Genomic DNA, 22,246 nt, shown 5'->3' on the forward strand with positions numbered 1-22,246 from the left:
GCGATCTTTACGCCGGGCCGCAGGCGCCGGAGTTGAAGGCCGACCTGGAACGGGCAAGCAATGAGGCCAAAGCCTTTAACAACCGCTACCGGGGACACTTGGCCGAACTGAACGGCCTGCAACTGGGTTCCGCCATCACCGCCTATGAATCCCTCTCCGAGATTCTCGACAAGATCATGAGCTACGCCCAACTGCTGTTTTCCGCCGACGCCTCCAACGCCGAAAGCGGGAGCTTCATGCAGGACATCAGGGAGCGGGTGACCGCCATCTCGACGGACGCCCTGTTTTTTACCCTTGAGATCAACCGACTGGACGACGCCGTGCTGGCGGCGCAACTGACGGCGGACGAGGCCGCCCGTTACGCGCCATGGATCAGGAACACGCGGGTATTCCGCACGCATCAGCTTTCCGACGATCTGGAGAAATTGCTTCACGAAAAGTCGCCGACCGGAAGCGCGGCCTGGGTGCGCTTGTTCGAGGAGACCTTCGCCGACATGCGCTTCGCCGTTGACGGCAAGCAACTGACCATGTCGGAAGTCCTGAATCTGCTGTCGGACAAGGACGGCGGCCTCAGGCGCAAGGCGGCCAAGGCGCTGGGAGCGGGGCTGAACGCCGACATCCGCCTGTTCACCCTGATCGCCAACACCCTGATCAAGGACAAGGAGATCGAGGATTCGTGGCGCAAGTATCCCCACCCCGCAGCCGAGCGCAACCTGAGCAATCAGTTGGAAGACGAAGTGGTGGAAGCGCTGGCCGGATCGGTGGTTGACGCTTTTCCCGCCCTGGCGCATCGCTATTACCGGCTCAAGGCGCATTGGTTCGGCCAAGAGGCTTTGGACTACTGGGACCGCAACGCGCCCCTGCCCGATGATGACGACCGACGCTATTCCTGGGAACAGGCCAAAGATTTAGTACTGAACGCCTACGGCGACTTTTGTCCCGACATGGCGAATATCGCCCGGCGCTTTTTCGATCAGCGCTGGATCGACGCAGCGGTGCGTCCCGGCAAGGACTCCGGCGCTTTTTCCCATCCGACGACGCCTTCGATCCATCCTTATATCCTGATGAACTTCCACGGCAAGGCGCACGACGTGATGACGTTGGCTCACGAACTCGGACACGGGGTGCATCAGGTGTTGGCGGCCGGCCAGGGGGCGCTGATGTCCGGCGCGCCGCTGACCCTGGCCGAGACCGCTTCCGTCTTCGGCGAGATGCTGACCTTCCGCGCCATGCTGAACGGCGAAGCCGATGCCGGACGCCGTCGCATCCTGCTCGCCGGCAAGGTCGAAGACATGCTGAACACGGTAGTCCGCCAGATCGCCTTTCATCAGTTCGAGACGCTTGTTCACGACCTGCGCCGAAAGAAGGAACTCAGCGCCGAACTCCTCGGCAAAATATGGATGGAGACGCAAAGCCGAAGCCTCGGCCCGGCCATCCGCCTTGATGGGGAATACCGCAACTACTGGGCCTACATTCCCCACTTCGTGCATACCCCTTTTTATGTCTACGCCTATGCCTTCGGCGACTGTCTGGTGAACTCGCTGTACGGCGTCTTCAGTGACGGGCATGACGGCTTTCAGGACAAGTACATGAACATGCTGCGCGCCGGCGGAACTCTCCGGCACAAGGAACTGTTGGCTCCCTTCGGCCTCAACGCCTCGGACCCCGGCTTCTGGAAGCGCGGCCTCGCTGTCATCTCCGGCTTCATCGATGAACTGGAGGCGATGGAGTAATGTCTTTAAGGGCGGCGCTAAATCAGGCCCTTCACCATTTCCGGGCGGGAAGGATGGATGAGGCACAACGGATGGCGGCGGAGATTCGCGGTCGGCATCCCGATGATTTCGACGCCCTGTATTTCTCGGGGCGGCTGTGTTTACGCATGGGCGATGAAGAACAGGGCGTCGCCTATATCGAAAAGGCGCTGGCAAACAACCCCGGCCACGCCGAGGCCTTTTTCAATCTGGCGGCGGCGCAGAGGAAACTGGGCAGATTGAACGATGCCGCCGGCAGCTATCGCCGCGCCGTTGAGGCCGCCCCCGGCAACGCCGCCGCCCACTACAACCTCGGCAATGTGCTGGCCGACCTCGGCGAGGCTGAACAGGCGGTCGCCTGTTATCAAGAGTCGCTGCGCATCGACCCCGGCCTGGACCAGGCTCATTTCAATCTCGGCCTCGCCCTTAACGGCCTGAGGCGATTTGGGGAAGCCGTCGACTCGCTAAAACGGGCGACCGCCCTTGCTCCCGACGACGACGCCGCCCACTACAACCTGGGTACGGCGCTGATCAACCTGGATCGTCTTGACGAAGCCGCCGAGTCGTTGCTTCGGGCGCTGGAAATCGATCCCGGAAACGCCGACGCCCATTCCAACCTCGGCGCGGCGCTGGAAGACCTGGACAGGGCGGACGAAGCCATGGCCCACTACCGCCGGGCGCTGGAAATCGACCCCGATCATGCCGACGCCCTCAACAATATGGGCGCGGCCCTGCTCGGGCCGGACAGAACCGACGAGGCGCTTGACCATTTTCATCGCGCCTTGAAAATCGATCCCGACCACGCCGGCGCCCACTGCAACTTGTCCGGCGTTTTACTGGCGCGGGGTGAATTGCCGCAGGGATGGACCGAATATGAGTGGCGCTGGAAACGCGCCTCGCCGCCGATGCGCAAAAGGGGCTTTCCCCAGCCGGACTGGAATGGATCATCCCTCAAAGGCAAGTCGATCCTGTTATCGGCGGAACAGGGCGTGGGCGATGAAATCTGCTTTGCCTCGATGATCCCCGATATTATTGACATGGGCGCCGATTGCGCCGTTGAGTGCGATCCCCGGCTGGCGGGTTTGTTCGCCCGTTCCTTTCCCCAGGCCTGCGTACACGCCCGCCCCTACCTTGAAGCCGAAAACGGCGAGGCGACGTTTGATTATCATCTCTCCATGGGCAGCCTGCTGAAGTTCCTGCGACCCGCCGTCAGCGACTTCCCGGAGCGGTCAAGCTATCTGGCGGTTGATGAAGAACGGCGACGGTTCTGGCGGGACCGCCTGTCGGCGTTGGGGAAGGGTTTGAAGGTAGGTCTGTCATGGCGCAGCGGGCTGATGACCCACAGCCGCCGCATCTACTTCGCCGCCCTCGCCGACATGGCGCCGCTGCTGACCATGGACAATACGATATTCGTAAATCTCCAGTATGACCGCTGCGCCGACGAGATCGCCGAGGCCGAAAAGCGTTTCGGCATTGTTATTCACACATGGAACGATACCGATCTGATGAATGATCTGGACGGCGCGGCGGCGCTGACCTCATGTCTGGACGCGGTGGTTACGCCGCTGACCTCTATCTACGAGATGGGCGGCGCGTTGGGCATCCCCACCTTCGCCTTCCATCCGCCCCATCCGTGCATAGTGTCGCTGGGAACCACCGGCGTTCCCTTTTATCCCTCGGCGCGAATCATCAGGCAGCGCGTCGGCGAGGACTGGAACAGGGTATTCGCCTCTATTGCCGGGGAACTTGCTAACGCGGCGTAACCTCGGCGCCGGCCACCCTGGTTTCGGCGGCGTCTTCGGCAAGGTAGGAAAGTTGATAGTCGACCTTGGTTACGGATTCCATGAAACGGGTCAGCGCCGCCCCTTTCAGTTCGCGTCCTGTAAATATTGGGGTCAGGTCTTGTCTTTTGCCTAATGCCGTGACCCCGCTACGCTTGCAGTTGAGGCAAAAAGCAAGACCTGACCCCATGACCTCATGACCCCTTTGCATGAACAGCGAACCGCTATTACGTATCATAGCAACGGAAGACGGGCCGGACTCGGAAGGCGAGGAATGATCGGTGGGTCCGTATATTATTAAGTTAGCCCACATAGCACCGGAATGGATGGCGCGCTTCTTGCGTCAACGATGTTGTCATCATCAAATATGGGAGGCCCGTCATGCAAGTCCAAGAGTCGAACCCGTTGTTCTCTTTCTCTAGGGTCGTATCGCGGCAGAATGAACTGGCTGCAACATCGTCGGCAAGTTCGGCCGCCCCTGCGGCAAGTTCGGCCTATACCGTAACCATTTCGCAAGCTGCCCGCGATCTGGTCGCAACCGAAACGTCGGGCAATCAATGGCTCAATTACCGGGCTGTCACGCTTCGCAATGCGGAGGTTGATCCAGCTTTTGCGAAGAAAACGGCAGAACATTTTGCTTATAACGATAGTTTCGAGAAACACGGCCCCATGGTCGATATTTCCCACGACCCGATCCGATACTCGGCCACAGGAGAAGTAGTTACAGAAGAAAGCCTCGCGGCTTTCAAGGCGGAAGCCGCCAAAGTCACTGCGGGACGAATCGCGCTTTATCAAGCAGAGAAGGTCAAGGGAACTCCCGATGCGCAGATATTGGAGAAGCTCTTTTCCTTCGTTGACGGCCAGTCCGACACCCATCTCAGGTTGTTGAATTGGGATCGACCTTCCCAACAAAATGCTGCGGGCTAACCCATCATTCCACCGGACCTTGCGCATAAAGCCGCGCAAGGCTACCGAGGAAAATACTGCAAACCACCACCCTGCTGTTGGGGTCAGGTCTTGCCTTTTGCCCGCTACCGACCGCCGACCCCGACGCAGCGGACGATGCGACTTATGCGGCTGTAGTGGAGACCAAAATGCGCCCCTATCTCGGCCAGGGTGTAGGCGCCGAGTGACCATGCAGTGCGGATGGCCTCGTTGCGATCGGGCGCAGCAGCAGCGATCTCCGCCAACGACGGCGGCGGCGGCCGCCATTGCCTTCGCGGCACCTCGACCGAGGCGCTCCCTCGAATCATCTCCAAACTACGCACAACAAACTCCTCATCGCCCAGGAAGACCTGATTGCGCACCTCGTCCCATACTGCGTCGCTCCTACCCTCGGCAACAAAAGCGGCATAGGCCCGCCGCGCGGCGGCCCGCTCACTTCCCAGCGGTCCGAGGATTTCCTCCACCGCCAGCCATCCCGGCGCTGGCGTCAGGCCGACGGTGGCGCGATAACTGCTCCATGGCCAGTCGGCGGCCTTCTCCGCCAACTTTGCCCGCACCGGGTTCAGCGCTATGTAGCGGGCCAGTTCCAGCAGATAAGCCTCGCCATCGACAAGGATAGCCTTATAGCGCCCCTGAAACAGGTGCCCGCAATGCCGGTGGCGCCGGTTAAACAACTGGGTATAAACGCCGTTAATCTGCCGCATGCCGTACGCAAGATTGGGCTTCGGCGTCTCGATCAACAGGTGATAGTGGTTACCCATCAGGCAATAGGCGTAAAACCGCCACTCGAAGCGTTGCGCCGTCTCGGCGAGCCGGTCGAGGAACAGATTGCGGTCCTTATCGTCCAGGTAAATCGGTCGCTTGTCGTTGCCGCGCGCTGTTATGTGATAAACAGCCCCCGGATATTCAAGGCGTAGCGGACGCGACATGACGGGACTCCACGCGGGACAACGATCTTTGCAGACTACGCCACACTATGGCAAAAGGCAAGACCTGACCCCCAATACAGGGAACCGCCGGCGTTCCTTTTTATCCCTCGGCGCGAATCATCAGACGGCGCGTCGGCGAGGACTGGAACAGGGTATTCGCCTCTATTGCCGGGGAACTCGCTAACGCGGCGTAACCTCGGCGCCGGCCACCCTGGTTTCGGCGGCGTCTTCGGCAAGGTAGGAAAGTTGATAGTCGACCTTGGTCACGGCCTCCATGAAGCGGGTAAGCGCCGCCCCTTTCAGCTCGCGCCCGGACTGCATTTTCACCAGCAGCGGGTTGGCGCGTACGCCGCTTTTAAGAATCTCGTAGTGCAGGTGGGGTCCGGTTGAGCGCCCGGTCGAACCGACATGCCCGATCACCTGGCCCTGGCGCACACGCTTGCCCTTGCCGATCTTGATGCTGTTCATGTGAGCGTAGGCGGTGGAGTATTCCGAATTATGCCGGATGCGCACATATTTCCCATAATCCCCGTTCCACCCCGCCTCTTCGACAACGCCGTCTCCGGCGGCGTAAACGGGAGTCCCCGGAGCCGCCGCGAAATCAACGCCGCGATGCTGCTTCATGTAGCCGAGAATGGGATGGCGCCGTTGGCCGAAGCCCGATGAAAGGCGGGCGCCGTCAATAGGGGTGCGCATTAACGCCCGGCGGGCGCTTTGGCCCTTTTCATTGAAGTAATCACTTTGTCCGTCGCTGAGAGTATGAAAATAGATGGAGCGGCGCTTGCCGCTTAAACGCAGGGCGGCGTACAGGATGCGCCCGTCGTGGACCAGCGATCCGTTCTCGCCGCGAAAGCGCTCGAACATGATTTCAAAATGATCGCCGGGATGGATGTCGCGCTGAAAATCAACATCCCAGGAATAAGCGCGGATAAGCTCGGCCAAAACTGCCGCCGGCAGGCCGGCCCTGGAGGCGGCGACGAAAAGGCTGTCGCGGATCTCGCCGGTGGCGCGGACCAGATTGCGGGACAATTTACGTTCTTCCTCGGTTACGGCGAATCCGCCCTTGTCGGACCTGGAAACGGCGATCAGGCGAGTGTAGTCGGGCGCCATTGAGAACCCGTTGAACCGCCCCGGAACTTCGGCGCTTCCGTCAAACCCGATGCGGGGTTTGAAGGCAACGGTAATTTCCTGCCCCGCCTTGATGTGTCGCGGATTGTAATATTGACCCAAGGCAACGGTGGCGGCGGCGGCGTCCGCGTATGACGCTCCGGCGTCTTTCAATAATTCAGTCAGGGTATCGCCGTCGCTAAAAACCAGAGAGGTGCTGAAAGGAGGAGGATCAGCCGGCAAGATCACTCCACGTTCGCCGGGGAGACGGGGATGAAGAGTGGCGGCGGCGGCGGAATTACCCAGCGAAAATGAAGATTTCGCCAACGCTACGGCGACAGATGATCCGTCGGCATCGGTTCCGTCCGGCGTGTACAGGACGAACCGCGCCGACAATACCACCCCGGCGGTCACCACGACCGCCGCCAACAAAGGCCTGAAAAACATTATCCCCAGTTCCCAGTTTTCGCCGCCGCACCGTGCGCCCAAGCGGCGGCAAGCCGTCACAACCCTGGAAAGATGTCTTTTATACATGGTTTCTGTCAAGACGATTTCATTAATGGAATCAATCTTGTCGATTAAGGATTAAGAAATTGTTGCCGGGAATTACGGGGACATAATTAATCAATTAACCTTTTGATTCATTGAAAGATTTTCATAATAACGCCTTTGATCTAGGGTCCGCCCCTAAGCCGATTGCCCTCCAGTGGAGAAGAATAATGAAAAAGGTTTTATTCGCATTTGCCGTCCTCCTGAGCCTGGCCTCCTTCGCCCATGCCGGAACCTTCACCTTTACGGCAATTCCCGACGAAGACGAGGCCCGGCTGCGCAGCCGCTTCGACAAAGTGGCGGTCTATCTTTCCAAACAGCTCGGCATCGACGTCAAATATGTCCCGGTCAAATCCTACGGAGCGTCGGTCGCCGCCTTTATGAATAATCAGGTCCAGCTTGCCTGGTTCGGCGGCCTTTCCGGCGTGCGCGCCAGGGTGCGGGTTCCCGGTTCCGAAGCCATCGCCCAGGGCGAGGAAGACCCGGTGTTCTTCACCTATTTCATTGCCAACGCCTCTACCGGCCTCAACGAGGGCAAAGATTTTCCCGAAGCCATAAAGGGCCTGACCTTCACCTTCGGCTCCAAGGGGTCCACCTCCGGTCGCCTGATGCCCGAATATTTCATCCGCAAGCACTTCGGCAAATCTCCCGACGAAGTCTTCAAGACGGTCGGCTTCAGCGGCGATCACTCCAAGACCATCCAGTTGGTCCAGTCCGGCGCCTATCAAGTCGGCGCCATCAACTACAAGGCCTGGGAAAACGACCTGAAGGACGGCAAGATTGATCCCGCCAAGGTCAAGATCATCTGGAAGACGCCGACTTATCCCGATTACCAATGGTCGATCCGCAGCGGCGTCGATAAAGACTTCGGCCCCGGCTTCAAGGACAGGGTCGCCAAGGCCCTGCTGGAAATGAAAGACCCGGACCTGCTGGCTTCATTCCCCCGCAAGAGCTTCATCCCCGCCGGCAACGCCGACTATCAGATGATCCTCGACGTCGGCAAGGAGACCGGCCTGCTGGATCAGGACGACTGATGGACGAAGCGGCATCTCTGGAGTACGCTGGCCTATGCTTTTGTTCGAGCTTGATAACGCCGGCGTACAATACAACGGCTCCCCGGCGCTCAGCGGCGTAACGCTGAAGATTCACCGGGGAGAAAAAATCGCCATAGTCGGGCCGAACGGCGCCGGCAAATCCTCTCTCCTCGGTCTCCTTTATGACCAGCATAAGGAGGAGACTTCCTTGCTGCCCCAGGAGCTGGGACTGGTCAAGACGCTGTCGGTTTTTCACAACATCTTCATGGCGCGGCTGAATCGCCATTCGGTCTGGTACAATCTGTCAAACCTTGCTTTCCCCAAAAAGAAAGAAGTCGAGGCCATCCGCGAAGTGGTGCAACGGCTGCGCTTTGAAGACAAGCTGTTCACCCCGGCGGGCGAGCTTTCCGGCGGCCAGCAGCAACGCACCGCCGTCGGTCGCGCCCTATATCAGCACAGCCGCATCCTGCTCGGCGACGAGCCGCTTTCGGCGATTGATGAAAAACAGGCGGGCGTCGTGCTGGACTGTCTGGTTAAAGAGCATGAAACAGTGGTTCTGGCTTTGCACGACGTGGATATGGCTCTCTCCTTCGCCGACCGCATCATCGGCGTCAAGGCCGGCCGCATAGTCATGGACCAACCGACATCGGGCATGACCCGTTCCGACCTCGATGACGTCTTCCACCATTGATCATGTAAATCGTCCGCCCCGACCGTTGGCGAGGGTCAGCCTCTCCTTCGTCGGCATCGCCGTCTTCTGCCTGATCGTCGGCGACGTGGAAATTTCCACCCTTGATCCGTGGGGAGAAATGGCCCGCATGGTGAAAGGCGTTTTCACGCCGGACTTCTTCGCCACCGAGCATCTGGGCGGCGCCATTCTCAATACCCTGTCCTTCGCCTTCATCGGCGTCGTGTTGGGCAGCGCTTGCGGATTCGCCCTGTCCCTGATTTTCCGCTACCCGGCGGTGAGGTTTTTCTGCGCCTTCATCCGCGCCGTCCACGAGTTGTTCTGGGCGCTGATTTTCCTGCAAGCCTTCGGACTGACGCCGATCACCGGCATCCTGGCCATCGCCATTCCCTTCGCCGGCGCCTTCGCCAAGGTCTATTCGGAGATAATAGAAGAAGCCGACGCTTCGCCGCTCAAGACAATCCCCAAGGGCAGCGGTTACGTCTCGACATTGTTTTACGCCCGCATTCCCGACATATGGACTCACTTCAAGACCTACACCATGTATCGTATGGAATGCGGCCTGCGCTCTTCCGCCGTGCTCGGCTTCGTCGGCCTGCCGACCATCGGCTTTCATCTGGAAACGGCGTTCAGCAACGGCAACTATTCGGAAGTGTCGGCGCTGCTGTATCTGTTCTTCATCATCATCGCCTCAATGAGGCTGTGGATGCGCCCGAGGCTGTTGCCGGCATATCTGCTCGGCGCTTTTATAGTGTTGCCGGTAGGCGCCGATATCTCCATGACCAACGTGACGCGCTTCCTCACCCAGGATATCATCCCCGGCCCCCTAAGGTGGGTTAATACAATAGACGGCAACGCGCTTGACAGCCTGGGCCATTGGGCATGGAACCTTCTGTACAGGGAAGCTTTGCCCGGCGTCGTCAACACGGTGCTGCTGACCATGATCGCCCTGGTCGGCGCCGGCATCCTGACCCTTGTTTTCTTCCCGCTGATTTCCAAAAAGTTCTTCGGTCGCCGCCGACGCGCCGTCGGCCACATATTCCTGGTGGTCGTGCGCTCGACTCCCGAGTACATCCTCGCCTATGTCTTTTTGCAGCTATGGGGGCCGTCCATGCTGCCCGCCATCGTCGCCCTGTCGCTGCACAACGGAGCCATCATCGGCCATTTAATCGGTCGCTACGCGGACGAGTTGCCGTTGCGCCCCGATGCGCCGAAAGGAATGAACCTTTACACCTACAATATAGTCCCCAGAGTTTACGGCCAGTTCATGGCTTTCCTCTTTTACCGCTGGGAGGTAATCATGCGCGAGACCGCCATTCTCGGCATTCTCGGCATCAAGACGCTGGGCTTTTATGTGGACAGCGCCTTTACCGACATCCGCTTCGACCGCGCCCTGGCGTTGATCATCATCACCGCCCTGCTGAACATCGCCGTTGACCACATTTCCCGCATCGTGCGCGCCCGCCTGCGCTTGAAGACCAACCCGGATATAGTTTAAATGGACCTGTCCATCCTGTTTACGGCGTTCACAATAGGACTGTTGAGCAGCCTGCACTGCCTCGGCATGTGCGGCGGCATCGCCGGCGCCTTGACCATGAGTCTGCCTGACGAGATTCGTCGGGACCACAGGCAACTGCTTACCTATGCCGGCGCCTACAATCTGGGACGGCTTTGCAGCTATGCGATAGCCGGCGCCGTCGTCGGCGCTTTCGGCGCCGGTATTTTACAAGTATTCAGTCCGGGCTACGGTCGTTTGCTGTTAAGAGGACTCGGCTTCGCCGTGCTGTGCGGCATCGGGCTTTATGTGGCCGGGTGGTTCCCTGCTTACGCTTTGATCGAGGGCGTCGGAGCGCCGCTATGGCGGCGAATCGCGCCTCTCGGCAGCGGTTTATTGCCGGCGCGCAACCCCGGCCGAGCGCTTCTCTACGGCGCCGTTTGGGGATGGTTGCCATGCGGACTGATTTATTCCGCCCTGATTTTTGCCTTTGCCTCGGGAGACCCGGCGAAGGGGGCGCTGGTCATGATAGGCTTTGGTTCCGGCACGCTGCCGGTTATGATGGCCGCCGGACTGCTGTCGCGTTGGACCGTTTCCCTTGATCAAATGCCTCTTGTCCGCCGCCTTATCGGGCTGTCTATAATAGTCATGGCCTTGGCGAGTCAGTTTCTTTCGGGAAGTTTCGTCAATTTGTTTTGCGTCTATTTAGGGATATAAGGAGAATTTCATGCCCCCGTTAAATGGTTCCAAGACGGCATTAAATCTGAAGAAGGCGTTCAGCGGCGAGGCTCAGGGGAACCGGCGTTACCTCTACTTCGCCCAGAAAGCCGATATTGAGGGACTCAACGATATCGCCTCGGTCTTTCGCTCAATCGCCGAAGGCGAAACCGGCCATGCCCATGGCCACCTTGAATTTCTCGAAGAAGCAGGCGATCCGACTACCGACATGCCCATCGGCGACACCAGGGATAATCTGGCGGCGGCAATTGCCGGCGAGACCTATGAATATGCCGAAATGTACCCGGAGATGGCTAAAATCGCCAGAAATGAAGGGTTCGATGAAATAGCCGACTGGTTCGAAACGCTGGCCAAGGCCGAAAAATCACACGCCGGCCGCTTTCAGAAGGCGCTCAACACCCTGGAATAAAAAACAGAGGATCATTCTACTTTCTCGTCACGATGCACGCCCCAGAAATCAACTCGTCGCAACCAGCCCTTGTGACCGCTGATATCTACCTTGCACCAGCCGGAATCTTCCGGGCATTCGAGAATTTGCCCGATGACGCCGACATCGGCCAGCGCCACAGGCGCGCTTTCAACCTTGGCTTCACGTCGAAGCGTGCGGGTATTGCCGGTAATAATGATGGTGCGCAGTCCCCCCACCATGCTCTGATGAACCCAGCCCTGGGCGCCCTGCCAATCCCTGATTTTACGCCAGGTCAGATATTCGGCGATAACTTCCACCGGAAGTTTCTGGCGGAGATATACCCATTCCACCGGGTATTGAACGCCGGGGCCGGTGCGCAGGTTCACCTCGCCGGCGCGCAGACTGACAAATCGCGGCAATGGCAACCCGGAGCCTTCGGTTGCCAACGCCGCCGGGATGGCGAAAAAGGTCGCCATAAGAAGAATAAAGACCAAAAACGACATGAATCGGCGGAAAAAAAACATGGCAGGCCGTAAACCCTTAAAAGTCGGAACCGCATTCAAATCTAATAATACCATCGGCCTCAATCATTTTCCCCTCCTTACCAAGGAGGGGTCAGGGGAGGTTGCTGCAAATACCCCCTCTAACTCCCCCTTGAAGCAAGGGGGAGAATTTTTCAGAGTAATTCTATAACAGACTAATACAGCAGATCATAATCCTACCATGAAATTATTATTGCCGACCGGTCGCTCTATCGTGTTCACGCCGTGAATCCCTCTTGACGTTCGTGACATGAACGCGGTAATGTTCGCCGCATGAACGCCATCAGGCATGGGCAGAAGCGTTGTGAGTAAGCCGAGACAATCATCCGGCGCATTAGGCAACGAGGCCGAGATTACTCTCGGCCTTTTGAACGCCATCTACGAAAACAGTTCGGTTACGCAGCGCTCGGCGGCGGTGGAGTTGGGAATTGCCCTCGGACTGGTTAACACCTACCTCAAACGGTGCGTCAAAAAGGGCTGGGTCAAGGTCGCCCAGGCGCCGGCTAACCGGTATCTATATTATCTTACCCCCCATGGATTCGCCGAGAAAAGCCAACTTACGCAGCAGTATTTATCCATATCCTTTAACTTCTTCCGCGATGCGCGCCGACAGTGTTCGGAACTGTTTGCCCTAAGCGTCGAGAACGGCTGGAGCCGCATAGCGTTGCACGGCGTCAGCGATCTGGCGGAAATCGCCACCTTGTGTGCGCGTGAATACTCTATATCGCTTATTGCGGTAATTGACCCGACAAGCGCCGGCGGCAATGTCGGGGACATTCCCATAGTCAAAGATTTTCAGTCCGCCAAAAATGCCGGCGGCGGAATTGACGCAGTTATATTAACGGATTTGAACAACCCACAGGATGGATTTGATGCGCTGACGCGGCATTTGCCCGTTGAACGCATCCTTGCCCCCTCGATTCTTAATATTTCGCGCACCCCCCAAGTTTTAATGGAATAGGTGAACCCATGAACCAGTGGTATGTCGTTTACACCCACGCTAAAAGCGAAAAACAAGCCCTCTTGAATCTTCACCGCCAAGGGTTCTCGGCCTATCTTCCCCTTCACCTCAAGCGGCGCCGACACGCCAGACGCATCGACTGGGTGCCTTCCCCCCTGTTTCCCCGCTACCTTTTTGTCGAAATGGACATAAAGCAGACTTGTTGGCATGTCATCAACTCGACAATCGGCGTGATTCGCCTGTTCACTCAGGGCCATCTTCCCACGCCGGTGCCTACCGGCGTCGTCGAAGACATTCAAACCCACGAGGACGAGACAGGCATGGTTGTCTTGAACGCCGCCTGTTCCTTCAAGAAAGGCGACATGGTTCGAATCACCGCCGGAGCGATGTACGATCATGTCGGTTTTTTTGATTGCGCCGATGATGACAAGCGGGTTGTTATCTTGTTGAATCTTCTTGGCCGTGAAGTAAAAGTCCGCCTTCCGGCGGCCACAGTCAGCGCCTGCGCATAGCCCCCGACAGGGGGGCGTCGGCAAAAAAGCAACGAGTTTTGCCGTCCGGGCGAATTCACCCGGACTGCGGTAGCACGAGCGGATTTTGCTTTGAAAAACCAAAAAGTTTTCATAACCGGCGCCGACGGCTTTATCGGCTCGCATTTGGCGGAGGCCTTGGTCAAAAGCGGCGCTGAGGTCACCGCCCTTGCCCTTTACAACTCCTTTGACAGCCATGGCTGGCTGGACGATACGGACCCGGAAATCCGCCGCTCCATGCGTTTGGTCAGAGGCGACGTGCGTGATTCTCATCAGATGATCGAATTGTGCAAAGGGCAAGACGCGGTCTTCCATCTGGCCGCCCTGATCGCTATCCCCTATTCCTACGAAGCTCCGTCCAGCTATGTGCAAACCAATGTTCAGGGCGCCGTCAATGTATTGAAGGGAGCGCTTGACGCCGGGGCATCCCGCGTCATTTGCACGTCCACCAGCGAAGTCTACGGCACCGCCCTTTTTACCCCCATTACCGAGGACCATCCCCTGCGGGGGCAGTCCCCTTATTCCGCCTCCAAGATCGCCGCCGATATGATGGCTGAGGCTTTCGCCCGCTCCTTCGCCTTGCCGGTAATCACCCTGCGCCCCTTCAACACATATGGCCCGCGCCAGAGCGAACGGGCGGTTATCAGCACGGTCATCCGCCAGGCGCTGGATTCTCGTTGCGACGCTATCCGACTGGGTGATTTATCGCCGTCCCGCGACTTTAATTATGTAAGCGACACCGTTTCGGCCTTCCTCAAGGCCGCCGAGCTGGATGACGGCAACACAGGCAAGACATTCAACGCCGGCAGCGGACGCATGGTCGCCATCGGCGACATGGTAAAAATGACGTGCGCCATCATCGGCTGCGACAAGCCGATCATTCAGGAAGAGGCGCGCAAACGCCCGGCCGACAGCGAGGTCATGGCCCTGATGGCCGATGCCGCCAAACTTAAAGAGGCATCGGGCTGGACGCCGTCCGTCTCCCTGGAGGAAGGACTGCGACGCACCATCGACTGGTGGCGCCCCCGCATGGACCGCGTACGGGCAGATGCAAAGTATATGGTGTAGTCGTCATCTTCAGCGCTAAAAAAATCGTCAAAATTCTTGCCGAAGCAATCCCCTCCGGCTCGCCCCTCCATGAACCGGAAATCGCCGGCAATGAACGGGTTTATGTCGAAGAATGCCTGAAGTCGGGCTGGGTATCTCCCGTCGGCGCCTTCGTTGACCGCTTCGAGGGCGTCCTTGCCGATTATACCGGCGCCGGATACGCCGTCGCCTGCGTCAACGGAACGGCGGCGCTGCATACATGTCTATTGATGGCCGGCGTCGCCTCCGGCGACGAAGTCATCATCCCGACGCTGACCTTCGTCGCCACCGCCAACGCCGTCGCCTATTGCGGCGCCGTCCCTCACTTCGCCGACAGCGAAGAAGCAACCCTCGGCCTGGACCCGGCCAAGCTGGAAAAATACCTGGAACGCACCGCCCATATCACCCAAGGGAAGTGCTTCAACCGGCGCACCGGAAAAAGAATCGCCGCCGTCGTTTGCATGCACACCTTCGGCCATCCGGTGGATATCGATCCGCTGATCAAGGTATGCCGGCATTTCAAGTTGCCGTTGATCGAGGACGCCGCCGAATCCCTAGGCTCCTTTTACAAAGATCGCCATACGGGCAGAGACGGCCTTCTCAGCGCCTTGAGTTTCAACGGCAACAAGATCATAACCACCGGCGGCGGCGGCGCGGTCCTTACCAACGACAAGGAACTGGCCAAGGCGGCCAGACACCTGACCACCACCGCCAAGTTGCCTCACCGCTGGGAGTTCATCCATGACCGGGTGGGGTTCAATTACCGGATGCCCAACATCAACGCCGCCATCGGCTGTGCGCAAATGGAGCAACTGCCGGGATTCATCGACCGCAAACGGCGTTTGGCCCGGCGCTATGGTGAGGCTTTTGCCGGCATCGCCGGCGTCCGCTTTTTCCATGAGCCGCAAAATTGCCGCAGCAACTACTGGCTCAACGCATTGATCCTTGAGAAAGAGCATGCCGGCCTGAGAGATTCCATCCTGGAAGCCGCCAACGATGCCGGAGTGATGACGCGCCCGACATGGCGTCCCATGCACCATCTGGAAATGTACAAGAATTGCCCGAGCATGAACCTGGATGTCGCCGAAGACCTGTACGCGCGCATTATCAATATTCCCTCCAGCCCCAACCTGGAAAATGACTCGTAGCGTCTGCGTCATCACCGGGTCGCGGGCCGAGTACGGGTTGCTGTCCTGGCTGCTCAGGGAAATCAGGGACGACGCGGACCTGGAATTGCGGCTGATAGTGACCGGCGCCCACCTGTCGCCCGAATTCGGAGAAACCTGGCGCGTCATCGAAGAAGACGGATTCGCCATCAACGCCAAAGTAGACCTTCATTTGTCCGGCGACGCCCCGCCTGATATCGCCCGGTCGATGAGCGCCGCGCTCACCGGCATGGCAAAGGCCCTCGGCGAGATCAAGCCCGATATCGCCGTCGTCCTCGGCGACCGTTTCGAGATTTTCGCCGCCGCCCAGGCCGCCATGCTGAACCGCATTCCCCTGGCCCATATTCATGGCGGCGAACTTTCCGAAGGCGCCATGGACGACGCCATGCGCCACGCCGTCACCAAAATGGCCCATCTGCACTTTGTCGCCGCCGAGCCTTACCGACGGCGCGTTATTCAACTCGGCGAAACCCCGGAGCGCGTTTTTTGCGTCGGAGCGCCGGGTCTGGATAATATCGCCTATCTTGACCTGCTGAGCAGGCCCGAGCTGGAGAACGCCATCGGCCATAAGTTGGGAAAACGGTTCCTGTTGGTCACTTATCACCCGGTAACCCTGATGGAGACATCAACGGCTATCAATGAGCTTTTGGCGACGCTGGATATGTTTCCCGACTACAATATCCTTATCACCGGAGTGAATGCCGACCCCGGCCATAAAGATATTGCCTCCAGGCTGAAAAGCTATGCCGACGGGCAACCTGACCGCGTGTCCCTGCGCGCCTCGCTGGGGCAGTTGCGTTACCTGAGCGCCATGAAGCACGCCGCCGCCGTCATCGGCAATTCCTCCAGCGGCATTATCGAAGCGCCGGCAATAAAGACGCCGACGGTGAATATCGGCGAACGCCAGAGCGGCCGTATTCGCGGGGCGACGATCATCGATTGCGGCGAAAGCCGGAACGAAATCGCCGCCGCCGTCCGTAAAGCCGTGAGCCATGAATTCCGTGAAACCACGCAAAGCGCCGTCCATCCTTATGGAACGCCCGGCGTCGCCGCCAGAATCAAGGCCGTGCTGAAAGACTTCCCCCTGGAAGGCATCCTGGTGAAACGCTTCCACGACCTGCCGGCGGCGTCATGAGCGGCGTCTATATCATTGCCGAGGCCGGCGTCAACCATAACGGCGAGCTGGACAAGGCGCTGGCCTTAGTAGACGTCGCCGCCGAGGCGGGGGCCGACGCCGTCAAGTTCCAGACCTTCAAAGCCGAGAGCGTGGTCAGCGCCGACGCCCCCAAGGCCGAATACCAGAAATCCACCACCGACGTCGCCGAGTCCCAGTTGGACATGATTCGTCGCCTTGAACTGAATAAAGATCAGCACCACCGCCTGATGACGCGGTGCAAAGAGCGGGGAATTGACTTTCTTTCCACTCCCTTTGACCACGATAGTCTGCGTTTTCTCGTTGATGAGATGAAGCTCAAAACCCTTAAAATTCCTTCCGGAGAGATCACCAACGGCCCGTTATTGCTGGCGGCGGCAAGCAGCGGCGCAAAAATAATCTGCTCGACGGGCATGAGTTCCATGGAAGAGGTCGCCGACGCCCTGGGAGTCTTCGCCTTCGGCTACGCCATGCCCGGCAAGCCTCCCTCCCGCGACGCCTTCGGCCAAGCCTTCGCCTCGGCGGCGGGCAAGACTGCGCTGAAAGAGAACGTCGCCCTGTTGCACTGCACCACCGAATATCCGGCCCCGTTTGAGGATATCAACCTGAGAGCCATGGACGCCCTGGCCGAAACCTTTGATCTGCCGGTCGGTCTTTCCGATCATTCCGCAGGTATTGCCGTCGCCATCGCCGCCGCCGCTCGCGGCGCGGCAATAATTGAAAAACACTTCACCCTTGACCGATCTCTTCCCGGCCCCGACCATAAAGCCTCGCTGGAGCCGGGAGAACTCAAGGAAATGATAACGGCCATCCGCCATGTGACCGCCGCGCTGGGAGACGGCGTTAAACAAATCAGACCGTCGGAAACCGCCAATCTTTCTATCGCCCGCAAAAGCTTGTTCGCGGCGAAGGACATCCGCAAGGGGGAGATCATTACCGCCGATCACCTGACGGCCATGCGCCCGGGAACCGGCGTTTCGCCCATGGAATACTGGCGGCATATAAACAAACCCGCCGAATGCGATATTGCTGAAGGCGAAATGATTCAATCGGCGCGAAAGAAGAATTGAAATGACCAAACCTAACGTACCCGAGGCCTTTTACGGCCTGCCCCAGGAAGTGACGTACTGCACAAAATGCATCATGTCGAACCAGCGGCCGTCCTCGTACCCGGAGTTCCGCCACACCATAAAGCGCAAGACCCCCAGCCTCAACATCTGGGGTGACGGCATCTGTGACGCCTGCCGTTGCAATGAAAAGAAAGAACAGATCGACTGGAAAGCGCGTGAGGAGGAGCTTCTCATCCTTCTTGACAAGCATCGCCGCGCCGACGGCGGTTACGATTGTCTGGTTCCGGGCAGCGGCGGCAAGGATAGCTGCATCGCCGCCCATCTCCTGAAGTACAAATACGGCATGAACCCGTTGACCGTAACCTGGCCGCCGATTCTTTATACGGACATCGGATTGAAAAATTTCCGTTCGTGGATCGAAATCGGCGGCTTTGACAACATCTCCTTCAAGCCCAATGGCCGCGCCCAGAAGCTGCTGACCCGGCTTTCCATCGAGAACCTGTTTCACCCGTTTCAGACCTTTATCCTCGGGCAAAAAAATCTGGCGCCGAAGATGGCCGCGAAGTTTGATATTCCGTTGGTCTTTTACGGCGAGTCGGAAGCCGAGTACGGCAACCCCATCGCCGAATCGACATCGGCGCGCCGCGATGAGTCATACTTCTCGGCAGACGACCTTTCCGAAGTCTATCTGGCCGGAGTGGCGGTGCCTGAACTGATCGAAAAGCACGGACTCACCCTTAACGAGCTGTCGCCATACTTTCCGCCCGCCCCGCAGGAACTCCGGGAAAAGAAAATTCAGGTCCACTATCTCGGCTACTACACCAGATGGACGCCCCAGGAGGCTTACTATTACGCCGTCGAGAACACCGGCTTTGAGGCCAATCCGATAAGAACCGAAGGCACCTACAGCAAATACAACAGCCTGGACGACAAAATCGACGGCTTCCACTACTACACTACCTGGATCAAGTTCGGCCTCGGCCGCGCCACCTACGACGCCAGCCAGGAAATCCGCAACAAGCACATCACCAGGGAAGAAGGCATCGCCCTGGCCAAGCGTTTCGACGGCGAGTTCCCCGAACGTTATTTCAAGGATGTGATGGATTACATTGAAATGGAGCCTGAACACTTCCTCAAGATTCAAGACAAGTTCCGCTCCCCCCACCTGTGGATGCAAGACGGCGATAAATGGGTCTTGCGTCATCCCGCATGGGAAAATGAAGCCTGATTAATGAACAGACCCGTTATAATCATCGGTGCCGGCGGCCATGCCAAGGTCGTTATTGACGCCTTGTTGCTGATCGGCATCAAAGTTTTCGCCGCCGCCGACATCGACCCCGCCAGACGAGGACAATCTATCCTGAGCATCCCCATCATCGGGGAAGACCGCATCGCCGCCGAGCACGCCCCTGATTCCGTCATGCTGGCGAACGGCATAGGCTCCACTGGAAACCCGAAGGCCCGGCGGGCGGTTTTCTACCGCTTCAAAAAGCTTGGATACGTTTTCAGAACAGTTATCCATCCCTCCGCCGTCATCGCCAGAGACGTGGAAATCGGCGAAGGGTGTCAAATCATGGCCGGAGTCGTCATCCAGACCGGCGTCAGGACCGGCATCAACAGCATCATCAACACGCGCTCATCGGTGGATCACGACTGCCGGATCGGCGATCACGTTCATATTGCGCCGGGGGTTACCTTATCCGGAGCCGTAATTATCGGCGACGGCGCTCATTTAGGCAGCGGCGCGACGGTCATCCAGGAATGTTCCATAGGCAATGACTGCATAATCGCCGCCGGAGCGGTGGTTGTCGATAATGTCGCGCCCGGAATCGTTGTCCGTGGCGTTCCCGCCAAAAAAGCTATGCTGTGATGAAGGCGCTGGTCGTCGGCTTCGGCTCAAGCGGGGCGCGTCATGCCCGCATCCTCGCCGATATGGGCCTGAATGTGGCGGTAGCCAGCCGCCGGGTCGTAAGCGCCGCTAAAGTTTATCCGACGATTCCCATGGCGGCAGCCGACTGGAAACCCGACTATGTGGTGATCGCCGGCCGCACCGGCGAGCATCGCTCGGATTTTGCCGCCCTTGCCGGGACCGGCTTTCGCGGAAAGGTGCTTGTGGAAAAACCTCTCTTCGACGGACCGGCGACCATCCCTGAGCATCAATTTGCCGGCGTCCATGTCGCCTATAATCTGCGTTTTCATCCTGTCATCAACAGGTTGAGGGGCATCCTTAAGCAAATCCCTCCTTTGGCCGTTCACGCCTATGTCGGCCAGTATCTTCCAAAATGGCGCCCGGAAACGGATTATCGTCTCGGCTACTCGGCCCACAAAGCCGAAGGCGGCGGCGCTCTCAGGGACCTCAGCCACGAACTGGATTACCTTAACCGGCTGTTAGGCGGATGGACCGGACTTACCGCCGCCGGAGGGCGCTTCAGCCGACTGGAAATCGACAGCGACGACATTTTTTCGATTTTATTCAAAACTAGGGACTGCCCGATTGTTTCCCTGCAAATGAACTATCTGGACAGCACACCAAGCCGAAACATCATCGTCCTCACCGACAACGGCTCCATCCGCGCCGACCTGATCGCCGGAACTATTGATTTCGCAGGCGAAACAGAATCATTACAGACGGAGCGTGACGCGACTTATATCGCCGAGCACAAGGCGGCCTTAGCCGGCGAAAATGACATCGCCTGCTCTCTCGACGAAGGGCTGGAGGCGCTTCACATGATCGCCGCCGCCGAGAAGGCCGCCCTTGAGAATGTTTGGGTAACGAAATGAAACGGCTGTGCACCATCTGCGCCCGTGGCGGCTCCAAGGGGGTCAAGGGCAAGAACCTGCGTCTGCTCGCCGGCAAGCCCTTGATTGCCCACTCCATTGAACAAGCCCGCCAATCAGGTTTGTTCGAGGCGATCGGCGTCAGCAGCGACAGCAATGATATTTTGAAAACCGCCGATGAGTGGGGCGCCGATTACCTCGTTGAGCGACCCGCCGAAATGGCCTCGGACACGGCGGGCAAGCTTCCGGCAATTCGTCACTGCGCCGAAACGATTGAGAAACAATGCCGAACAAAATTCGATACGTTTGTTGATCTCGACTGCACCTCGCCCTTGCGGGCGGTAAAAGACATCCAGGACGCCGTCGCCCTTCTCGAAGCCGGCGGCGTCGGCATAGTGTTGACTGGAACGCCGTCCCGGCGTTCGCCCTATTTTAATCTGGTCGAGGTGGATGAACAGGGCGGGGTCCATCTCAGCAAGCCGCTGAAGACCCCCATAGAAAGACGCCAGGACTCTCCCAAGTGCTACGATCTCAACGCCTCCATCTATGCGTGGCGCCGCCGGGCGCTTCTTTCCGGGAGCGATACGATCTTCGGAGACGACACCCGACTGTTCATTATGCCGGAGGAACGTTCCCTCGACATTGATTGCGAACTGGATTTCCAATTCGTCGAATTTCTTTTATCCCAAGTATTGAGAGAAAAGCCATGTCTGACATCTTTGACCTGAGCGGCAAGGTCGCCGTAGTGACCGGCGGCGCCGGCATAATCGGAACCCCGGTTTGCAAAGGTTTGGCCGAACACGGCGCCGCCGTGGCGGTGGTTGACGTCAACGGCGCGGCCGCCAAGACGCTGGCTGAGCAAATCGCCGATGAATTCGGGGTCAAGGCCATCGGTGTCCTTTGCGACGTTTCCTCGCCTCAATCGGTAGCGGAAATGGCGAAAACCGTTTGCGACAAGCTGGGAGGCATTCACATTTTACATAACAACGCCGCCACCAAAGCGGCAAACATGAATGATTTTTTTGCCTCTTTCGAGGATTTCAAACTGGAAACATGGCGCGAGATCATGGCCGTCAACCTGGACGGCATGTTCCTGGTCGCCCAGGCCGTGGGCAAGCAGATGATCAAGCAGGGCAACGGCGGCAGCATCATCCAGACCTCCTCTATTTACGGCATCGTCGCCCCTCATCAGAAAATCTATGAGATATCAAATATCATCGGTAAAAAAATCAACACGCCGGCCGTCTATTCCGCATCCAAGGCCGCCGTAATCGGGCTGACCAGATATCTGGCCGCTTACTGGGCGGACAAAGGCATCCGGGTGAATACGCTGGTTCCCGGCGGCGTCGAAAGCGGCCAGGACGGCCCTTTCCTGAAAGCCTATAATGAACATGTGCCGATGGGCCGCATGGCGCAGGCCGAGGAAATGGTCGGCGCCGTCGTCTATCTGGCCTCCGACGCCTCAAGCTATATGACCGGGCAGATGATGACGGTCGATGGCGGGTGGACGGCGTGGTAAGCCCGTTGCAGTCTC

At 58.4% G+C, this 22,246-nt stretch carries 22 protein-coding genes; 19 read left to right on the top strand and 3 right to left on the bottom strand.

Annotated elements, in window-relative coordinates:
• From A3H92_02120 to A3H92_02130, 3 genes are all read left to right on the top strand, one after another.
• Positions 1-1,733, top strand: a 1,733-nt coding sequence (locus tag A3H92_02120) for an oligoendopeptidase F (protein ID OHC75740.1), incomplete at its 5' end; no start/stop codon positions are given.
• Entirely contained in the window at positions 1,733-3,514 is a 1,782-nt protein-coding gene (locus A3H92_02125; protein OHC75494.1) for a hypothetical protein, read from the top strand. The genes A3H92_02120 and A3H92_02125, both read left to right, overlap by 1 nt.
• 399 nt (positions 3,515-3,913) lie before the next feature.
• Positions 3,914-4,459, top strand: coding sequence for a hypothetical protein (locus A3H92_02130; protein ID OHC75495.1), 546 nt, complete (start codon positions 3,914-3,916; stop codon positions 4,457-4,459).
• A 104-nt stretch (positions 4,460-4,563) separates the two neighbouring features.
• Here A3H92_02130 and A3H92_02135 read toward each other — a convergent pair whose 3' ends face one another.
• A complete protein-coding gene (locus A3H92_02135; protein OHC75496.1) occupies positions 4,564-5,406 on the bottom strand; it encodes an addiction module toxin RelE in 843 nt (280 codons plus the stop codon).
• A 180-nt stretch (positions 5,407-5,586) separates the two neighbouring features.
• Complete coding sequence (locus A3H92_02140) at positions 5,587-7,002, bottom strand: hypothetical protein (protein ID OHC75497.1); 1,416 nt, start codon at positions 7,000-7,002, stop codon at positions 5,587-5,589.
• Between the two features lie 230 nt (positions 7,003-7,232).
• Here A3H92_02140 and A3H92_02145 point away from each other — a divergent pair, with 230 nt between their 5' ends.
• Genes A3H92_02145 through A3H92_02165 form a run of 5 tightly spaced genes read left to right on the top strand, consistent with a single transcriptional unit; the run spans position 7,233 to position 11,426 of the window.
• Positions 7,233-8,096 carry a putative selenate ABC transporter substrate-binding protein gene (locus tag A3H92_02145; GenBank protein ID OHC75498.1) on the top strand — a complete coding sequence of 288 codons (864 nt, stop codon included), beginning with the start codon at positions 7,233-7,235 and terminating at the stop codon, positions 8,094-8,096.
• 34 nt (positions 8,097-8,130) lie between these two features.
• Complete coding sequence (locus tag A3H92_02150) at positions 8,131-8,787, top strand: hypothetical protein (protein ID OHC75499.1); 657 nt, start codon at positions 8,131-8,133, stop codon at positions 8,785-8,787.
• Positions 8,768-10,282, top strand: coding sequence for an ABC transporter permease (locus A3H92_02155; GenBank protein OHC75500.1), 1,515 nt, complete (start codon positions 8,768-8,770; stop codon positions 10,280-10,282). Before A3H92_02150 ends, A3H92_02155 begins: the two co-directional genes overlap by 20 nt.
• The gene (locus tag A3H92_02160; protein OHC75501.1) at positions 10,283-10,996 is read left to right on the top strand and encodes a hypothetical protein; all 714 of its coding nucleotides are present in this window, start codon (positions 10,283-10,285) and stop codon (positions 10,994-10,996) included.
• Positions 10,997-11,006: 10 nt separating this feature from the next.
• Complete coding sequence (locus tag A3H92_02165) at positions 11,007-11,426, top strand: rubrerythrin (GenBank protein ID OHC75502.1); 420 nt, start codon at positions 11,007-11,009, stop codon at positions 11,424-11,426.
• Positions 11,427-11,437: 11 nt separating this feature from the next.
• Here the strand turns inward: A3H92_02165 and A3H92_02170 are convergent, their stop codons facing one another.
• Positions 11,438-11,929 carry a hypothetical protein gene (locus A3H92_02170; protein ID OHC75741.1) on the bottom strand — a complete coding sequence of 164 codons (492 nt, stop codon included), beginning with the start codon at positions 11,927-11,929 and terminating at the stop codon, positions 11,438-11,440.
• A gap of 328 nt (positions 11,930-12,257) precedes the next feature.
• Here A3H92_02170 and A3H92_02175 point away from each other — a divergent pair, with 328 nt between their 5' ends.
• The 11 genes from A3H92_02175 (at position 12,258) to A3H92_02225 (ending at position 22,231) form a co-directional block, all read left to right on the top strand.
• Positions 12,258-12,929, top strand: coding sequence for a hypothetical protein (locus A3H92_02175; protein OHC75503.1), 672 nt, complete (start codon positions 12,258-12,260; stop codon positions 12,927-12,929).
• 8 nt (positions 12,930-12,937) lie between these two features.
• Positions 12,938-13,441 (top strand): hypothetical protein, encoded by a 504-nt coding sequence (locus A3H92_02180; protein OHC75504.1) that lies wholly within the window; start codon positions 12,938-12,940, stop codon positions 13,439-13,441.
• A 90-nt stretch (positions 13,442-13,531) separates the two neighbouring features.
• A complete protein-coding gene (locus A3H92_02185; protein OHC75505.1) occupies positions 13,532-14,527 on the top strand; it encodes an NAD-dependent dehydratase in 996 nt (331 codons plus the stop codon).
• A 5-nt stretch (positions 14,528-14,532) separates the two neighbouring features.
• Positions 14,533-15,693, top strand: a complete 1,161-nt coding sequence (locus A3H92_02190) for an aminotransferase DegT (GenBank protein OHC75742.1) — start codon at positions 14,533-14,535, stop codon at positions 15,691-15,693.
• On the top strand, positions 15,683-16,846 hold the full coding sequence (locus A3H92_02195; protein ID OHC75506.1) for a UDP-N-acetyl-D-glucosamine 2-epimerase, UDP-hydrolysing: 1,164 nt from the start codon (positions 15,683-15,685) through the stop codon (positions 16,844-16,846). The genes A3H92_02190 and A3H92_02195 overlap by 11 nt, the downstream gene beginning before the upstream one ends.
• The gene (locus A3H92_02200) at positions 16,843-17,934 is read left to right on the top strand and encodes an N-acetylneuraminate synthase (protein OHC75507.1); all 1,092 of its coding nucleotides are present in this window, start codon (positions 16,843-16,845) and stop codon (positions 17,932-17,934) included. The genes A3H92_02195 and A3H92_02200 overlap by 4 nt, the downstream gene beginning before the upstream one ends.
• A gap of 1 nt (position 17,935) precedes the next feature.
• Positions 17,936-19,162 (top strand): LPS biosynthesis protein, encoded by a 1,227-nt coding sequence (locus tag A3H92_02205; GenBank protein ID OHC75508.1) that lies wholly within the window; start codon positions 17,936-17,938, stop codon positions 19,160-19,162.
• A gap of 3 nt (positions 19,163-19,165) precedes the next feature.
• The gene (locus A3H92_02210) at positions 19,166-19,804 is read left to right on the top strand and encodes a sugar acetyltransferase (GenBank protein ID OHC75509.1); all 639 of its coding nucleotides are present in this window, start codon (positions 19,166-19,168) and stop codon (positions 19,802-19,804) included.
• Positions 19,804-20,715, top strand: coding sequence for a hypothetical protein (locus A3H92_02215; protein OHC75510.1), 912 nt, complete (start codon positions 19,804-19,806; stop codon positions 20,713-20,715). The genes A3H92_02210 and A3H92_02215 overlap by 1 nt, the downstream gene beginning before the upstream one ends.
• Positions 20,712-21,440 (top strand): flagellar modification protein B, encoded by a 729-nt coding sequence (locus A3H92_02220; protein ID OHC75511.1) that lies wholly within the window; start codon positions 20,712-20,714, stop codon positions 21,438-21,440. The genes A3H92_02215 and A3H92_02220 overlap by 4 nt, the downstream gene beginning before the upstream one ends.
• On the top strand, positions 21,419-22,231 hold the full coding sequence (locus A3H92_02225; GenBank protein OHC75512.1) for a short-chain dehydrogenase: 813 nt from the start codon (positions 21,419-21,421) through the stop codon (positions 22,229-22,231). Before A3H92_02220 ends, A3H92_02225 begins: the two co-directional genes overlap by 22 nt.
• Positions 22,232-22,246: the final 15 nt, after the last annotated feature.

This window comes from Rhodospirillales bacterium RIFCSPLOWO2_02_FULL_58_16 (genome assembly GCA_001830425.1).
GTDB lineage: Bacteria > Pseudomonadota > Alphaproteobacteria > Rhodospirillales > 2-02-FULL-58-16 > 2-02-FULL-58-16.

Bases quoted from the DNA above. Each gene is read 5' to 3' on its own strand.
- A3H92_02125 (OHC75494.1), top strand. From the start codon at position 1,733: ATGTCTTTAAGGGCGGCGCTAAATCAGGCCCTTCACCATTTCCGGGCG.
- A3H92_02130 (OHC75495.1), top strand. From the start codon at position 3,914: ATGCAAGTCCAAGAGTCGAACCCGTTGTTCTCTTTCTCTAGGGTCGTA.
- A3H92_02135 (OHC75496.1), bottom strand. From the start codon at position 5,406: ATGTCGCGTCCGCTACGCCTTGAATATCCGGGGGCTGTTTATCACATA.
- A3H92_02145 (OHC75498.1), top strand. From the start codon at position 7,233: ATGAAAAAGGTTTTATTCGCATTTGCCGTCCTCCTGAGCCTGGCCTCC.
- A3H92_02150 (OHC75499.1), top strand. From the start codon at position 8,131: ATGCTTTTGTTCGAGCTTGATAACGCCGGCGTACAATACAACGGCTCC.
- A3H92_02155 (OHC75500.1), top strand. From the start codon at position 8,768: ATGACGTCTTCCACCATTGATCATGTAAATCGTCCGCCCCGACCGTTG.
- A3H92_02160 (OHC75501.1), top strand. From the start codon at position 10,283: ATGGACCTGTCCATCCTGTTTACGGCGTTCACAATAGGACTGTTGAGC.
- A3H92_02165 (OHC75502.1), top strand. From the start codon at position 11,007: ATGCCCCCGTTAAATGGTTCCAAGACGGCATTAAATCTGAAGAAGGCG.
- A3H92_02170 (OHC75741.1), bottom strand. From the start codon at position 11,929: ATGTCGTTTTTGGTCTTTATTCTTCTTATGGCGACCTTTTTCGCCATC.
- A3H92_02175 (OHC75503.1), top strand. From the start codon at position 12,258: ATGGGCAGAAGCGTTGTGAGTAAGCCGAGACAATCATCCGGCGCATTA.
- A3H92_02180 (OHC75504.1), top strand. From the start codon at position 12,938: ATGAACCAGTGGTATGTCGTTTACACCCACGCTAAAAGCGAAAAACAA.
- A3H92_02195 (OHC75506.1), top strand. From the start codon at position 15,683: ATGACTCGTAGCGTCTGCGTCATCACCGGGTCGCGGGCCGAGTACGGG.
- A3H92_02200 (OHC75507.1), top strand. From the start codon at position 16,843: ATGAGCGGCGTCTATATCATTGCCGAGGCCGGCGTCAACCATAACGGC.
- A3H92_02205 (OHC75508.1), top strand. From the start codon at position 17,936: ATGACCAAACCTAACGTACCCGAGGCCTTTTACGGCCTGCCCCAGGAA.
- A3H92_02210 (OHC75509.1), top strand. From the start codon at position 19,166: ATGAACAGACCCGTTATAATCATCGGTGCCGGCGGCCATGCCAAGGTC.
- A3H92_02215 (OHC75510.1), top strand. From the start codon at position 19,804: ATGAAGGCGCTGGTCGTCGGCTTCGGCTCAAGCGGGGCGCGTCATGCC.
- A3H92_02220 (OHC75511.1), top strand. From the start codon at position 20,712: ATGAAACGGCTGTGCACCATCTGCGCCCGTGGCGGCTCCAAGGGGGTC.
- A3H92_02225 (OHC75512.1), top strand. From the start codon at position 21,419: ATGTCTGACATCTTTGACCTGAGCGGCAAGGTCGCCGTAGTGACCGGC.